10 protein-coding genes, 2 rRNA genes and 1 pseudogene are annotated in these 15938 nt (G+C 52.2%); 10 read left to right on the top strand and 3 right to left on the bottom strand.

Annotated features, from left to right (window positions below):
* The first annotated feature begins 19 nt into the window (after positions 1–19).
* From SAQUA_RS06405 to emrB, 5 genes and pseudogenes are all read left to right on the top strand, one after another.
* Positions 20–1219, top strand: coding sequence for an MFS transporter (locus SAQUA_RS06405; RefSeq protein WP_380679758.1), 1200 nt, complete (start codon positions 20–22; stop codon positions 1217–1219).
* 473 nt (positions 1220–1692) lie between these two features.
* Positions 1693–2214, top strand: a complete 522-nt coding sequence (mprA, locus tag SAQUA_RS06400) for a transcriptional repressor MprA (protein ID WP_380679761.1) — start codon at positions 1693–1695, stop codon at positions 2212–2214.
* 22 nt (positions 2215–2236) lie between these two features.
* A pseudogene (locus SAQUA_RS06395) lies at positions 2237–2416 on the top strand (transporter); the annotation flags it as partial.
* 168 nt (positions 2417–2584) lie between these two features.
* Positions 2585–3757, top strand: coding sequence for a multidrug efflux MFS transporter periplasmic adaptor subunit EmrA (gene emrA / locus SAQUA_RS06390; RefSeq protein WP_380679764.1), 1173 nt, complete (start codon positions 2585–2587; stop codon positions 3755–3757).
* Positions 3758–3813: 56 nt separating this feature from the next.
* Entirely contained in the window at positions 3814–5310 is a 1497-nt protein-coding gene (gene emrB, locus SAQUA_RS06385; RefSeq protein WP_404413199.1) for a multidrug efflux MFS transporter permease subunit EmrB, read from the top strand.
* A gap of 210 nt (positions 5311–5520) precedes the next feature.
* On the opposite strand, the gene SAQUA_RS06380 is transcribed toward emrB, so the two are convergent.
* A complete protein-coding gene (locus SAQUA_RS06380) occupies positions 5521–6603 on the bottom strand; it encodes a tRNA/rRNA methyltransferase (protein ID WP_380679770.1) in 1083 nt (360 codons plus the stop codon).
* Between the two features lie 197 nt (positions 6604–6800).
* On the opposite strand from SAQUA_RS06380, the gene trxC reads away from it, so the two are divergent.
* The 5 genes from trxC to SAQUA_RS06355 all read left to right on the top strand — a co-directional run bounded on the left by trxC (position 6801) and on the right by SAQUA_RS06355 (position 12696).
* Positions 6801–7220 carry a thioredoxin TrxC gene (gene trxC, locus SAQUA_RS06375; protein ID WP_380679773.1) on the top strand — a complete coding sequence of 140 codons (420 nt, stop codon included), beginning with the start codon at positions 6801–6803 and terminating at the stop codon, positions 7218–7220.
* 131 nt (positions 7221–7351) lie between these two features.
* Positions 7352–8056, top strand: coding sequence for a tRNA-uridine aminocarboxypropyltransferase (locus SAQUA_RS06370; protein WP_380679776.1), 705 nt, complete (start codon positions 7352–7354; stop codon positions 8054–8056).
* Positions 8057–8129: 73 nt separating this feature from the next.
* Positions 8130–10781, top strand: a complete 2652-nt coding sequence (locus tag SAQUA_RS06365) for a bifunctional acetate--CoA ligase family protein/GNAT family N-acetyltransferase (RefSeq protein WP_380679779.1) — start codon at positions 8130–8132, stop codon at positions 10779–10781.
* A gap of 153 nt (positions 10782–10934) precedes the next feature.
* Positions 10935–12290 (top strand): CDP-diacylglycerol--serine O-phosphatidyltransferase, encoded by a 1356-nt coding sequence (gene pssA, locus SAQUA_RS06360; RefSeq protein ID WP_380679782.1) that lies wholly within the window; start codon positions 10935–10937, stop codon positions 12288–12290.
* A 73-nt stretch (positions 12291–12363) separates the two neighbouring features.
* The gene (locus tag SAQUA_RS06355; RefSeq protein ID WP_380679785.1) at positions 12364–12696 is read left to right on the top strand and encodes a YfiM family lipoprotein; all 333 of its coding nucleotides are present in this window, start codon (positions 12364–12366) and stop codon (positions 12694–12696) included.
* Between the two features lie 94 nt (positions 12697–12790).
* Here the strand turns inward: SAQUA_RS06355 and rrf are convergent.
* Positions 12791–12906 (bottom strand): 5S ribosomal RNA (gene rrf, locus SAQUA_RS06350).
* 116 nt (positions 12907–13022) lie between these two features.
* A 23S ribosomal RNA gene (locus tag SAQUA_RS06345) occupies positions 13023–15932 on the bottom strand.
* Positions 15933–15938 lie beyond the last annotated feature (6 nt).

The following is a 15938-nucleotide window of genomic DNA, read 5'->3' as shown; positions in this document are numbered from 1 at the left end:
TTTCTGCGACTGAATAGCAATGAATCAACACATCAAACATCCGGGCCTTAGCCCGGCACTGACTCTTATCATCGCCATGGCAACCGGCCTGGCTGTCGCCAGTAACTACTATGCTCAACCACTACTGGAGACTATCGCTCAGAATTTTAATCTGTCGGTCAACCAGGCTGGTTTTATCGTCACCGCCGCACAATTGGGTTATGCCGTTGGCTTGCTGCTACTGGTGCCCCTGGGCGATATGTTTGAACGACGCGGTCTGATCGTATTCATGACCCTACTCGCCGCCGGGGGTATGCTGGTCACGGCCACCTCCAACACGCTGCCAATGTTGATCCTCGGCACCGCTCTCACCGGGCTCTTTTCCGTCGTGGCACAATTGCTGGTTCCCCTTGCTGCAACCTTGGCACACCCAGCAAAACGTGGCAAAACTGTCGGTATCATCATGAGTGGGCTGTTGCTTGGTATTCTGCTGGCCCGAACCGTTGCCGGTGCTTTGGCAGCCATTGGTGGCTGGCGCACTATCTATTGGGTTGCCAGCGTGTTGATGATTATGATGGCAATCATTCTGTGGCGTGCCTTGCCACGCTACAAACTGCATTCGGGCCTGAATTATCCGCAACTGCTGAAATCGATCTTTTCCCTGTTCTGTTTCACCCCACTATTGCGTACCCGCGCGATCCTCGGTGCACTGTCGTTCGCTAACTTCAGCGTATTGTGGACATCAATGGCTTTTTTGCTCGCTTCCCCCCCATTCAATTATTCAGAAGGCGTGATCGGATTGTTTGGCCTGGTCGGTGCAGCTGGAGCACTGGCGGCATCACGAGCCGGTCAGCTTGCAGATAAAGGTAAAGCGGGGCTGACAACCAGTATCGGGCTGATACTGCTGCTGTTATCCTGGATCCCGATCTCGCTGGCGAAGCACTCTCTCTGGGCATTAATCATCGGCATTCTGGTGCTGGACTTGGCGGTTCAAGCGGTTCATGTCACCAATCAGAGTGTGATTTACCGGATCATGCCCGAAGCACGTAATCGCCTGACGGCAGGTTACATGACCAGTTACTTTATCGGCGGAGCTTTGGGTTCACTGCTTTCTGCTGCAGCTTACCAACATGCTGGCTGGTCCGGTGTATCTGCGATAGGCGGTGTACTATGCGTGTTTAATCTGCTGACCTGGTGGCGTGGAAAGCAACATGATCCACAAGGGCCCGCCACCATTTAAACTGCTGATTAATTTAAATGCACTATGCCGCGCGCCAACCAAACCGCTCGCGGCATTTCAAATGCCATCTAATTAGCAGACTCATAGTGAATAGAATAATTTATTAGCATACGGACTGTATAAATAACTAACTCACTGATAATATTACAGGCGCAATGATTGGGTTTCTATGTATCCTGTGCTTGGAAAGTGCGACTCCTCCCCCTCGTTACTCTATGTTTCTTTTTCTTGCATTTAGCTCAGCTGGCACAGAAAAAACATAACCACATGAATTAATTAAAAAATAAAAAACCCTTAGCTGTGGGAAGAGACGAAATTATGCCGTAACTGGCAGAAACACACGATTTGTACCATGTCAAACTTACAAATCACTTACAAATGACACAAATCGCTAAATTATTCCCCTTGTTGAAGATTTACATTATTAATCACTATCGTTACTATACCAAACGAAATTAATGAGGCCCTAAATTATGGAAAGTTCGTTTACGCCCATAGAGCAAATGCTTAATTTCCGCGCCAAGCGCCACAAAGATTTCCCTTATCAGGAAATTCTGCTGACACGCCTTTGTATGCATATGCAAAGTAAGCTGCTGGATAACCGCAATAAAATGCTCAAAGCACAGGGTATCAACGAGACATTGTTTATGGCACTCATTACGTTGGATGCCCAGGAAAACCACAGCCTTCAACCCTCTGAGCTAAGCTCGGCATTAGGTTCATCTCGCACTAATGCGACACGCATTGCTGATGAACTGGAGAAGCGCGGGTGGATTGAACGCAGAGAGAGCGACAATGACCGCCGCTGTCTTCATCTGCATTTGATTGAGCCGGGCAAAGCGTTTCTGGAACAATTGCTGCCACCGCAGCACAAATGTCTGCATTTCCTGTGGTCCACACTGAGCGGAGAGGAACAGCAACAGCTTGAAGCACTGATGCGCAAACTGTTAGTTCGCTTGGATCATATGGAAGTTTCAGAACAGTTATCCCAATAATTTCTGTTCAGGTAATTAATCTATGCAATCCCCGTTAAACTGGAGATTCACCCTGCTGTTCGCCGTTGTATTGCTGGCGGGGTGCGCATCGACCAACAGTATCGCATCCCAATCCGAGTTGATGGATCCACAACACTTGCAACTTGCACCGCCGAAAGTCAGCTCGCTGTCATTAAGCCCGCAGTGGTGGCTGGAACTTCATACCAACAGCAATCCTGTGCAGGCAAAAATAGCATTGATACGCGCACAGGGTGGTGGCTATCAGGCCTCAGGCACTGCGGATTTGAAATCATAACGTCTCGTCATATTACAAGCTGCAAGCGTATTGCCTGCAATTCGAACTATTCAAAGTTTATACGTGGAGAACGCCATGAGTACAGGCGCGGAAACTCAAGCCCCGCAGCAACCGACAGGCAAAAAGAAGCAGCGTAAATTCTGGCTGTTGCTACTAACGGTTATTTTTATTGTTATCGGGATTGCCTATTTAACGTATTGGTTCCTGGTACTTCGTCATCATCAGGAAACAGATAATGCCTACGTGTCGGGTAACCAGGTGCAAATCATGGCCCAGGTATCCGGTAGCGTAAACAGTGTGACATTTGACGATACTGATTTCGTCAGGAAAGGCGATGTGCTTCTCACGCTCGATCCTACCGATACAGAACAGGCGTTTGAGCGTGCTAAAACCGCTCTGGCCAATAGCGTGCGCCAGACGCACCAGTTGGTGATCAACGGTAAGCAGTATCAGGCGAATATTGCACTGCGCAAGTCAGATCTGAGCAAAGCCGAAAACGATCTAAAACGTCGTGTTGTGTTGGGGAATGCGGGGGCGATTGGCCGTGAAGAACTGCAACACGCTCAGGATGCGGTAGACAATGCCAAAGCTGCGCTGGAAGTGGCGGTACAACAATATAATGCCAATCAGGCAATGGTGCTTAATACCCCATTGGAAGAGCAGCCAGCCATTCTGCAGGCCGCAGCTCAAATGCGTGATGCCTGGTTGGCGCTGCAGCGTACACGGATCGTCAGTCCAATCACTGGTTTTGTTTCACGCCGCAGTGTGCAGGTAGGAGCGCAGATCTCGCCAGGTATGCCCCTGATGGCCGTAGTGCCAGCGGATCATGTATGGATAGATGCCAATTTTAAAGAAACACAGATCGCCAATATGCGGATCGGTCAGCCTGCAACCGTTATCACTGACGTTTATGGCAGTGACGTGGTGTTTACAGGCAAAGTGGCCGGTATTGATATGGGAACAGGCAGTGTCTTCTCCCTGCTGCCAGCACAGAACGCGACGGGTAACTGGATAAAAGTAGTTCAACGTCTGCCGGTACGTATCGAGCTGGATCCGCAACAGGTTGCTGAGCATCCTCTGCGTATCGGTCTTTCTACCCGCGTTACCATAGACACCGCCAATCTGGAAGGTTTGGTACTGGCTAATGTGGTGCGTGAAAAACCGCTGTATGAGACCAGTGCGCTGGCGCTCGACTTGGCACCAGTTAATCAGATGATCGCCGATGTGATCCATGCAAACGCCGGTTAAGCGAGCGGGAGGCTTCCTTGGCACAAAAACCGCTTGAAGGTGCCCAGCTTGCCTGGATGACGGTCGCGCTCGCTATGGCGACCTTTATGCAGGTGCTGGATTCCACCATTGCCAACGTGGCGATACCGACCATTTCAGGTAACCTTGGCTCTTCCAACTCGCAGGGCACTTGGGTGATCACTTCGTTCGGGGTGGCAAATGCCATCTCTATCCCGATCACCGGTTGGCTGGCAAAACGCGTTGGCGAAGTGCGCCTGTTCCTGTGGTCCACGGCGCTGTTTGCCCTTGCTTCCTGGCTATGTGGTATCTCCAACAGCCTAGGCATGTTGATCTTCTTCCGCGTGATCCAGGGCGTGGTCGCAGGGCCTTTGATACCTTTGTCACAAAGTTTACTGCTGAACAATTATCCACCCGCCAAGCGTGCGATGGCCTTGGCACTATGGTCGATGACCGTGATCGTGGCGCCTATTTTCGGACCGATACTCGGCGGGTTTATCAGTGACAACTATCACTGGGGCTGGATCTTCTTCATCAACATTCCTATCGGGCTGTTCGTGATCCTGGTAGCCATGTCAACGCTGAAAGGCAGAGAAACCAAAACCGAGATCAAACCTATTGATACCGTCGGCCTGGTTTTACTGGTGGTCGGTATCGGCTCGCTGCAAATCATGCTCGATCAAGGGAAAGAGCTTGACTGGTTCAACTCCACCGAGATTATCGTCCTGACCATTGTGGCCGTGGTAGCGTTGGTGTTCCTGGTAGTGTGGGAATTGACGGATGACCACCCGGTAGTGGATCTGTCGCTGTTCAAATCGCGTAACTTTACTATTGGTTGTCTGTGCGTCAGCCTGGCTTACATGCTGTATTTCGGGGCGATCGTACTGTTGCCGCAATTACTGCAGGAGGTCTATGGTTACACCGCTACCTGGGCTGGTCTGGCTTCGGCTCCAGTGGGGCTGATCCCGATAGTATTGTCACCGATTATCGGCCGCTTCGGTAACCGGCTGGATATGCGCCGCCTGGTGACCTTCAGCTTCATCATGTATGCAGTATGTTTCTACTGGCGTGCCTATACCTTTGAGCCTGGTATGGATTTTGGTGCTTCAGCATGGCCGCAGTTTGTGCAAGGATTCGCTATCGCCTGCTTCTTTATGCCACTGACTACCATTACCCTGTCCGGGCTACCACCGGAACGCATGGCGGCCGCCTCGAGCCTGTCAAACTTTGCCCGAACCTTGGCGGGTTCAATCGGTACCTCGATCACAACGACATTGTGGACTCGACGTGAATCGATGCATCATGCGCAACTGTCGGAGTTTGTGAACCCGTTTAATCCGCAAGCGCAGGAGATGTACGGCAAGCTGGAGGATCTTGGCATGAGCAAGCAACAGGCCTCGGCCTACATCGCTAACGAAATCACCGCACAGGGGCTGATTATCTCGGCAAACGAGATATTCTGGCTCTCTGCGGGAGTTTTCCTGATATTGCTAGCGCTGGTGTGGTTCGCCAAACCCCCATTCAGCTCTGGGGGCGGTGGGGGCGGTGCCCATTGATCGAGCAGTAAACAAAACGGGCGCTCAATGCGCCCGTCAGACTGCTGACAAAACCCCGTTATTAGGGAGAGCGTGCCGATGGGGTCGTAACGGCGTAAGCCGTCGGAGCGCCCCTCGGTGCGCTAGGCCCGGGTATCTCGGGTCAGATGGCGACTTTGTCATCAACCTCACGGGCGCTCAATGCGCCCGTTTTATCTGTAGCGTTATGGATCACGCCTGATTCTGACGCCACCAATCGGCCAACAGAATGCCAGTGGCAACGGAAACGTTTAGGCTTTCTACTTTACCTGTACCACCGATAGACACACTCATATCGCCCTGTTGCCAGGCGCTGTCACTCAGACCATCACGTTCTTGCCCCAATACCAGTACCATTTTGGCTGGCAGCTCGGCTTTCGCCAGCGGGGTGCCTTTGTGGCTGGAGGTCGTCACGATGGTGTATCCGGCCTTACGGAAGGTATCCAGCACCGACAAGAAATCATCGGCATTGATTGCCTGAATGTGCTCTGCGCCACCTTCTGCGGTTCGCACGGCTGCACCTGATTCAAGCACCGCCGGATCCTGCAGCAAGACACCATTCACGCCAAAGTGTGCACAAGAGCGAACAATCGCGCCCAGGTTATGAGGGTTGCCCACCTCTTCCAACGCCAGCACACAATCTTTGGCTGGCGCATTCTTCAGGTAAGCCTGTGCGTCTAGGCCCTGGCGTTTTTTGATCAGGAAACACACGCCGCCATGGTGTTCAGTGCCGGACGCTTTCGCCAGCTCTTCTTCGTCCACCACATGATAGGCCTTGCGGTTAGCAGCCATCCAGCGCAGCGCCTCACGGAAACGCGGGGTGACCGACTGTACAAACCAAGCGCGCACAATGGCATCTGGTCGGCTGGCAAATAATGCCTGGCAGGCGTTCTCGCCATACACCCGGGTTTCTTCAGCGCGCTGGCGGCGCAACTGCTCGGGATCGATAAAGCTTTTGCCACTGATCCCACCATGATCGAAAGCGGGCTCTTCTTCCGGGCCACGGGACACCGTTTTCCAAGGTGAATCGTAACCACCACGTTCTTCAGTGCGCGCTGGGCGGCGAGGACGATCGCTCTCACTGCGACGAGGATCAGCACCAGAACCCCGACGATCGCCACCCCGTGGTTTATTCTGCCCAGGGCGTGCATTGTCTGCAGGGCGGCCTTTACCGTCCGTACGCTTATTCTTGTTACGGTTGTCACCGCTGTCGTCGTCACTACGGACGTACATCACTTTGACTTTACCGTTCTTGCCACTAAATGAATCGTTCATTGTCTTCTCCACCAACGCGCAGGGCGCGAAGATTACCTGATGTTGGTGCGCTAAGCCACCAACTTGCAATAAAAGCTAGCAACTATCAAATTCATCGAACAAATCATCTGGTCGAGTACCGCGCTTTTACCGATAATAAGTAACACTGATGATACATATTTGCAGTCTGTAACGCTGCGTCAGCCCCTGAGGTCACCATGAATACAGTTTGCTCTGTTTGCTATGCCACCAACCGCGTTCCTGAAGAACGTATTGCCGATGGCGCTAAATGTGGCCGTTGCGGCCATGAATTGTTCAGCGGAGAAGTCATAAACGCGACTGCCGCCAATCTAGACCAACTGCTAAAGGATGACTTGCCGGTTGTGGTCGATTTTTGGGCTCCATGGTGTGGCCCCTGCCGCAGTTTTGCCCCAATTTTTGAAGACGTAGCTGAACAACGTGCGGGCAAAATGCGTTTCGTTAAGGTCAATACCGAAGCCGAGCCAGAACTGGGAGCACGTTTCAACATCCGTAGCATCCCAACCATAATGATGTTCCGTGACGGCAAAATGGTCGATATGCTTAACGGTGCGATGCCGAAGGGCCCTTTTGATAGCTGGCTCAATCAGCAAGTTTAACGCAAAAGCAGCCACGATGCCGCCGGTTGTTGGCAGGTAATAGCGAACCAGCAACAGTGAAAGAACCAAAAGCCCGAGAGACTCCCTTCGGGCTTTTTTCTGCGCTACAATAGCCATTTTTCAGGATCGTTATGATCGACAACGCCGTACTTCGTCTGCGCCAATTCCGTCTAGATAATGCTACCCGCCCCTATCGGGCTCGTGGCTGCCGCGTAGTGCGCTGTCAGAATTGCTTACTGCCGCAGCAAAATTGCCTGTGTGACACTATCAAGCCCCAGCAAGCCAACAGCCGTTTCTGCCTGATCATGTTCGGTTCGGAGCCACTGAAACCCAGTAATACCGGCCGCCTAATCGCAGACATTTTACCCGATACCCAGGCATTTCTTTGGTCCCGCACCGACGTTGATCCCGGTCTGCTGGAAGCAATCAACGATCCCTCACGTCAGCCTTACGTTGTATTCCCGGCTTCCTATGCCGATCCTGAACGCCCGGTTTTCAGCAGCCTGCCAACCGGAGGGAAAGCGCCCCTGTTTATTATGCTCGATGGTACCTGGTCTGAAGCGCGCAAGATGTTCCGCAAGAGCCCCTATCTGAATCAGTTTCCAGTATTTTCGCTGAATGTATTAGCAGCGTCCGGTTATCAACTGCGTGAAGCCAGCCGCACCGAGCAACACTGCACGGCAGAAGTCGCCGCAGCGCTACTGCAACAGGCAGGAGATGCGCAGGCGGCTAACGGCCTCAGTGAACACTTTACCTATTTCCGCGAGCAGTATCTGGTCGGAAAACCTTATCGACCAGAGGCACCGGTCACAACAAACACGCCACAAAGTGCCTAAAATCAGACTATAACTTGCCTCTTTCAGGTTTACGGCTTGGAAGAGGAAGGCCCATCAGCAACAGGAGCAGTACATGAGCCAGAGAGGGTTAGAAGCGCTGTTACGTCCCAAATCGATTGCCGTACTCGGTGCTTCGCAACAACCTGGCCGTGCAGGCTATCTGATGATGCGTAATCTGTTAGCCGGTGGGTTTAGCGGCCCAATTCTGCCAGTGAACCCACGCTACAAGGCAGTGTGCGGCGTTATGGCTTATCCCAATGTTGCCAGCCTGCCGCTGACCCCGGATTTAGCCATTTTATGTACTAATCAGCAACGCAATCTGTCGTTGATTGAAGCCCTAGGAGAGCGTGGCTGCAAAACCGCGATCGTGCTTTCCTCTCCCCAAGAGCAATTTGCAGAGCTTAAGGCCACCGCACAACGCTATTCGATGCGTCTGCTCGGGCCAAACAGCCTTGGGTTATTAGCTCCATGGCAGGGCATCAATGCCAGCTTTTCACCAGTGCCCATTCAGAAAGGTAAGTTGGCGTTTATCTCGCAGTCTGCCGCCGTGGCCAATACCATTTTGGACTGGGCACAACAGCGGGAAGTCGGTTTCTCTTATTTCATCGCGCTGGGCGACAGCCTGGATATCGATGTTGACGACCTGCTCGATTTCCTAGCCCGTGACAGCAAAACCAGTGCAATTCTGTTGTACCTGGAAAAAATCAGTGATGCCCGGCGTTTCCTTTCCGCATCCCGTAGCGCTTCCCGCAACAAACCTATCTTGGTCATCAAAAGTGGTCGGAGTAAACAAGCTCAGTTGCTGCTTAACAGCCAGCAGGGATTGGACGCCGCCTACGATGCCGCCATCCAGCGAGCCGGTTTGCTGCGCGTACAGGATACCCACGAGCTGTTCTCCGCCGTGGAAACCTTGAGCCACATGCAGCCACTGCGTGGCGAACGGCTAATGATTATAAGCAATGGCGCAGCGCCTGCCGCAATGGCACTGGATGAATTGCTTTCTCGCAACGGTAAGCTGGCAGTGCTGGCTGAAGAAACCCAGCAAAAATTAAGCACAACGCTGCCCAAATTTATTCGTGTCGGTAATCCTATCGACTTGCGCGATGATGCTACCCCCAAACGCTATCTGGCAGCTCTTCAGCCACTGCTCGACAGCCACGACTACGATGCCCTGTTGCTGATCCATGCCCCTAGCGCAGCCTCGCCAGGAACGCTAACGGCTGAATGCCTGATCGAAGCCATCCGTCAGCACCCGCGTGGCAAACGTATTACGTTGCTGACTAACTGGTGTGGCGAATATTCCTCGCAGGAAGCACGCCGTCTGTTTACCGAAGCGGGGATCCCGACTTACCGCACACCAGAAGGCGCGATCACCGCCTTTATGCATATGGTTGAGTACCGCCGTAACCAGAAACAGCTGAAAGAAACCCCTGCGCTGCCGGTTGGGCTGACCGCCAATACGGCCGATGCGCACAAACTTATCCGCGAAGCGCTGGCCGAGGGAGCCACCCAGTTGGATACCCACGAAGTTCAGCCCATTCTACAAGCCTACGGTCTGAGCACACTACCCACCTGGATCGCCGGTGATAGTGCCGAAGCGGTACACATTGCCGAACAGATTGGTTATCCGGTTGCATTGAAACTGCGTTCCCCAGATATTCCCCACAAATCCGAAGTTCAAGGGGTCATGCTCTATCTGCGTACCGCCACTGAAGTTCAGCGCGCTGCTGAGGCAATCCTTGATCGTGTAAAACGCACCTATCCGCAAGCACGTATACATGGCCTGCTGGTACAGAGTATGGCCAACCGTGCTGGAGCTCAGGAACTGCGTATTGCTGTTGAGCAAGATGCCATTTTCGGCCCATTAATTATCCTAGGCGAAGGGGGGATCGAATGGCGGCAAGAGAACCAGGTCGCGGTTGCACTACCTCCGCTTAATATGGCACTGGCACGTTATCTGGTGTTACAGGCAGTAAAAGGCGGCAAGATCCGTGGCCGAAGTGCACTACGCCCGCTCGATATTCCGGGGTTGAGCCGTTTGTTGGTTCAGGTTTCCAACCTGATCCTCGACTGCCCGGAGATCTCACGCCTCGATATTCACCCAGTTTTAGCATCTGGCAGCGAGTTCACCCTGTTAGATGTTTCTATGCAAATTGCGCCCTTCAGCGGTGATCCACAAGCCCGGTTAGCCATCCGCCCGTATCCTCATGAGCTTGAAGAAACCATCGAATTAAAAGATGGATCGCAGTGCCTGTTCAGGCCGATCCTGCCGGAGGATGAACCGGCGTTGAAACACTTTATTGATCGCGTCACCAAGGAAGATCTCTACTATCGCTACTTTAGTGAGATCAACGAATTTAGCCACGATGATTTGGCTAATATGACCCAGATCGACTACGATCGAGAAATGGCTTTTGTGGCCGTGCGTAATGGTGAAGAGATTATTGGTGTGACGCGTGCACTGTCTGATCCCGATAACACCGACGCGGAGTTCGCCGTTCTGGTTCGTTCCGATCTTAAAGGCCTGGGGCTGGGCAGACAACTGCTGGTGAAACTGATCGGTTACGCCCGCGCACATGGCTTGAATCGGTTGACTGGCATTACTATGCCAAACAACCGTGGCATGGTGACCTTGGCACAAAAACTGGGTTTTGTGGTTGATGTACAAATTGATGAAGGGATTGTCAATTTGACCCTGCCACTGCAGGATGACGTTACGCCGTGACCTTGGTCGCAATGCAATACGAATCCGCCACTTAACACCAAAACATACGCACAATCTGTACAACTAGTGGTATTATCGCCCGATTGTTCGAAGAATTGTTTTATTGTAAGTGGCGTTCCGGCCATCCTAACATGAGAGAAGAAGCGCACTGTGATGTTGTCAAATTTTAAACGTAGCAAACATCAACAACACCTTGCACAACTGCCCAAACTCCCACAGACGGTTGCTGATATCCGCACCCTCTACACCCCCTCTGACTTCCGCACCACGTTGCTGGAAGCCATTGCTAACGCCACAACACGTATTTATCTGGTTGCGCTTTATCTGGAACATGATGACGCGGGTAGGGATATCCTTAATGCACTCTACCAGGCAAAGCAGCATCGCCCGGAGTTAGAGATCTGTGTACTGGTCGACTGGCATCGTGCTCAGCGTGGGCGCATCGGTGCAGCCGCAGCCAATACCAATGCTGACTGGTATTGTGAAATGGCAGCGCAACATCCACATCTTTCTGTGCCGATTTACGGCGTTCCGGTCAATACGCGTGAAGCCTTGGGTGTGCTGCATTTAAAGGGTTTCGTCATTGATGATACCGTTATCTACAGTGGTGCCAGCATTAATGATGTTTATCTGCACCAGCATGACAAGTACCGTTATGACCGCTACCAGTTGATCACTAACCCTGTGCTAGCTGCAACACTGTGTGATTACATCAAACAGCATCTGTTAACTGCGGGTGCAGTACAACGCCTTGACCGTAATGACAGACCCAAAAGCCCGGAGATCAAAAACGAAACCCGCGTGTTCCGTTTGGCTCTGCGCCATGCTGAATACCAATTCCATGGTAATGCGGGTAACGATCAGTTGGCGGTAACCCCTCTAGTTGGGCTGGGCAAGCAGAGCATACTGAACAAGACCATTCATCATCTGATGGCCAGCGCAGATCAAAAACTGACGCTGTGTACGCCTTATTTCAATCTGCCAGCCTTACTGGTGCGTAATATTATTTATCTATTGCGCCAAGGGAAGCAGGTAGAAATCATCGTGGGTGATAAGACAGCCAATGATTTCTATATTCCTGAAGATGAGCCATTCAAAATTATCGGTGCGTTACCCTATCTTTACGAGATCAACCTGCGACGCTTCTTAAGCCGTTTGCAGCGCTATGTGGATACAGGTCAACTGATTGTGCGCCTATGGAAAGACGGTGATAACAGTTATCACTTGAAAGGGATGTGGGTAGACGACGAATGGCAGTTGATCACCGGTAACAACCTTAATCCCCGTGCCTGGCGTCTGGATCTCGAGAACGCTGTTCTGATCCATGATCCTAAGCAGGAGTTGCGAGAGCAGCGCCACAAAGAGCTTGAGACGATCCGCACGCATACTACCGTTGTCGGTAACTATCTCGAACTACAAGGTATTCAGCAATATCCGGTTAAAGTTCGCAAGCTGATTCGCCGCCTACGCCGTATCCGTATTGACCGATTAATTAGCCGTATTTTGTAGCATCGCTATAATATTTCCAGCGCAGCCCGGCACTTGCCGGGCTTTTTCGTACGTAATAACAGGTTTTTTCATTATGCGCTCACTCCATGTACTGCCCCTCGTTTCGGTTCTGTTTTTCTCCAGTGGCTGCGCACATATGGCCAATGACAGTTGGACGGGTAAAGACAAAGCCCAGCACTTTGTTGCTTCTGCAGCGCTTGCTGCAGTTGGCACCGCCTATGGCGATCATCAGAACTGGAACGAGGCTCGTAGCCGCAGCTTTGGCCTGCTGTTTTCGATTGGTCTAGGGGCAGCTAAAGAACTGTATGACAGTCGCGAAGGGGGGACAGGCTGGAGTTGGAAGGATTTTGCCTGGGATGTTGCAGGTGCTGCCACGGGTTACAGTATCTATCATCTTGCTCGCTAAGGGATTTATAAATATGCGCTAGCCAGCAGAATTTATATTTTTCATAAAGCAAAAAGCCTCATGCTTTCGCATGAGGCTTTCGACTTTGTTTGATGCCTGGCAGTGTCCTACTCTCGCATGGGGAGACCCCACACTACCATCGTCGCTACGGCGTTTCACTTCTGAGTTCGGCATGGGATCAGGTGGGACCACCGCGCTATTGCCGCCAGGCAAATTCGTTTCATTCCAACCGCTTCACGCTCACTCGCGCACAGCCATCAGAACCAATCTGGGAACTTCGCTGAAAATCAATTTCTCTCTCAAATCCAAAACACCTTCGGTGTTGTAAGGTTAAGCCTCACGGATCATTAGTACTGGTTAGCTCAATGCATCGCTGCACTTACACACCCAGCCTATCAACGTCTTAGTCTTAAACGTTCCTTCAGGGACCTTAAAGGCCCAGGGAAGACTCATCTCGAGGCAAGTTTCGCGCTTAGATGCTTTCAGCGCTTATCTTTTCCGCACTTAGCTACCGGGCAGTGCCATTGGCATGACAACCCGAACACCAGTGGTGCGTTCACTCCGGTCCTCTCGTACTAGGAGCAACCCCTCTCAATCTTCCAACGCCCACGGCAGATAGGGACCGAACTGTCTCACGACGTTCTAAACCCAGCTCGCGTACCACTTTAAATGGCGAACAGCCATACCCTTGGGACCTACTTCAGCCCCAGGATGTGATGAGCCGACATCGAGGTGCCAAACACCGCCGTCGATATGAACTCTTGGGCGGTATCAGCCTGTTATCCCCGGAGTACCTTTTATCCGTTGAGCGATGGCCCTTCCATTCAGAACCACCGGATCACTAAGACCTACTTTCGTACCTGCTCGAGCCGTCACTCTCGCAGTCAAGCTAGCTTATGCCTTTGCACTAACCTCACGATGTCCGACCGTGATTAGCTAACCTTCGTGCTCCTCCGTTACTCTTTGGGAGGAGACCGCCCCAGTCAAACTACCCACCAGACACTGTCCTCACCCCGGATTACGGGGCCGAGTTAGAACATCAAACATTAAAGGGTGGTATTTCAAGGTTGGCTCCATGCAGACTGGCGTCCACACTTCAAAGCCTCCCACCTATCCTACACATCAAGGCTCAATGTTCAGTGTCAAGCTATAGTAAAGGTTCACGGGGTCTTTCCGTCTTGCCGCGGGTACACTGCATCTTCACAGCGAGTTCAATTTCACTGAGTCTCGGGTGGAGACAGCCTGGCCATCATTACGCCATTCGTGCAGGTCGGAACTTACCCGACAAGGAATTTCGCTACCTTAGGACCGTTATAGTTACGGCCGCCGTTTACTGGGGCTTCGATCAAGAGCTTCGCGTTGCCGCTAACCCCATCAATTAACCTTCCAGCACCGGGCAGGCGTCACACCGTATACGTCCACTTTCGTGTTTGCACAGTGCTGTGTTTTTATTAAACAGTTGCAGCCAGCTGGTATCTGCGACTGGCTTCAGCTCCGAGAGCAAGTCTCTTCACCTACGCGCCAGCGTGCCTTCTCCCGAAGTTACGGCACCATTTTGCCTAGTTCCTTCACCCGAGTTCTCTCAAGCGCCTGAGTATTCTCTACCTGACCACCTGTGTCGGTTTGGGGTACGATTTGATGTTACCTGATGCTTAGAGGCTTTTCCTGGAAGCTTGGCATCAACCACTTCGCCACCGTAGTGACTCGTCATCACGCCTCAGGGTTGATATGCAACCGGATTTACCAGGTCACACCCCCTACACGCTTAAACCGGGACAACCGTCGCCCGGCTAGCCTAGCCTTCTCCGTCCCCCCTTCGCAGTAACACCGAGTACAGGAATATTAACCTGTTTCCCATCGACTACGCCTTTCGGCCTCGCCTTAGGGGTCGACTCACCCTGCCCCGATTAACGTTGGACAGGAACCCTTGGTCTTCCGGCGAGCGGGCTTTTCACCCGCTTTATCGTTACTTATGTCAGCATTCGCACTTCTGATACCTCCAGCAGACCTCACAGTCCACCTTCAACGGCTTACAGAACGCTCCCCTACCCAACAACGCCTAAGCGTCGCTGCCGCAGCTTCGGTGCATGGTTTAGCCCCGTTACATCTTCCGCGCAGGCCGACTCGACCAGTGAGCTATTACGCTTTCTTTAAATGATGGCTGCTTCTAAGCCAACATCCTGGCTGTCTATGCCTTCCCACATCGTTTCCCACTTAACCATGACTTTGGGACCTTAGCTGGCGGTCTGGGTTGTTTCCCTCTTCACGACGGACGTTAGCACCCGCCGTGTGTCTCCCGTGATAACATTCTTCGGTATTCGGAGTTTGCATCGGGTTGGTAAGCCGGGATGGCCCCCTAGCCGAAACAGTGCTCTACCCCCGAAGATGAGTTCACGAGGCGCTACCTAAATAGCTTTCGGGGAGAACCAGCTATCTCCCGGTTTGATTGGCCTTTCACCCCCAGCCACAAGTCATCCGCTAATTTTTCAACATTAGTCGGTTCGGTCCTCCAGTTAGTGTTACCCAACCTTCAACCTGCCCATGGCTAGATCACCGGGTTTCGGGTCTATACCTTGCAACTATTCGCCCAGTTAAGACTCGGTTTCCCTACGGCTCCCCTATACGGTTAACCTTGCTACAAAATATAAGTCGCTGACCCATTATACAAAAGGTACGCAGTCACCCCCATTAAGAAGGCTCCCACTGCTTGTACGTACACGGTTTCAGGTTCTATTTCACTCCCCTCGCCGGGGTTCTTTTCGCCTTTCCCTCACGGTACTGGTTCACTATCGGTCAGTCAGGAGTATTTAGCCTTGGAGGATGGTCCCCCCATATTCAGACAGGATGTCACGTGTCCCGCCCTACTCATCGAACTCACAGGATGTGCATTTTAGTGTACGGGGCTATCACCCTTTACTGCGCGACTTTCCAGACGCTTCCACTAACACACACCCTGATTCAGGTTCTGGGCTGTTCCCCGTTCGCTCGCCGCTACTGGGGGAATCTCGGTTGATTTCTTTTCCTCGGGGTACTTAGATGTTTCAGTTCCCCCGGTTCGCCTCGTTAAGCTATGTATTCACTTAACGATAGTGCAACGAATTGCACTGGGTTTCCCCATTCGGGTATTGCCGGTTGTAACGCTTCATATCAGCTTACCGACACTTATCGCAGATTAGCACGCCCTTCATCGCCTCTGACTGCCTAGGCATCCACCGTGTACGCTTAGTCACTTAACCTCACAA

Source organism: Serratia aquatilis, assembly GCF_044865145.1.
Lineage (GTDB): Bacteria > Pseudomonadota > Gammaproteobacteria > Enterobacterales > Enterobacteriaceae > Chania > Chania aquatilis.
The sequence above is the reverse complement of the archived record's forward strand: the minus strand, read 5'-3'. Positions and strand labels throughout refer to the sequence as shown.

What these genes read in the sequence shown, in the direction of transcription:
- SAQUA_RS06405 (WP_380679758.1), top strand. Translation starts at nt 20, where the DNA reads ATGAATCAACACATCAAACATCCGGGCCTTAGCCCGGCACTGACTCTT.
- mprA (WP_380679761.1), top strand. Translation starts at nt 1,693, where the DNA reads ATGGAAAGTTCGTTTACGCCCATAGAGCAAATGCTTAATTTCCGCGCC.
- emrA (WP_380679764.1), top strand. Translation starts at nt 2,585, where the DNA reads ATGAGTACAGGCGCGGAAACTCAAGCCCCGCAGCAACCGACAGGCAAA.
- emrB (WP_404413199.1), top strand. Translation starts at nt 3,814, where the DNA reads ATGACGGTCGCGCTCGCTATGGCGACCTTTATGCAGGTGCTGGATTCC.
- SAQUA_RS06380 (WP_380679770.1), bottom strand. Translation starts at nt 6,603, where the DNA reads ATGAACGATTCATTTAGTGGCAAGAACGGTAAAGTCAAAGTGATGTAC.
- trxC (WP_380679773.1), top strand. Translation starts at nt 6,801, where the DNA reads ATGAATACAGTTTGCTCTGTTTGCTATGCCACCAACCGCGTTCCTGAA.
- SAQUA_RS06370 (WP_380679776.1), top strand. Translation starts at nt 7,352, where the DNA reads ATGATCGACAACGCCGTACTTCGTCTGCGCCAATTCCGTCTAGATAAT.
- SAQUA_RS06365 (WP_380679779.1), top strand. Translation starts at nt 8,130, where the DNA reads ATGAGCCAGAGAGGGTTAGAAGCGCTGTTACGTCCCAAATCGATTGCC.
- pssA (WP_380679782.1), top strand. Translation starts at nt 10,935, where the DNA reads ATGTTGTCAAATTTTAAACGTAGCAAACATCAACAACACCTTGCACAA.
- SAQUA_RS06355 (WP_380679785.1), top strand. Translation starts at nt 12,364, where the DNA reads ATGCGCTCACTCCATGTACTGCCCCTCGTTTCGGTTCTGTTTTTCTCC.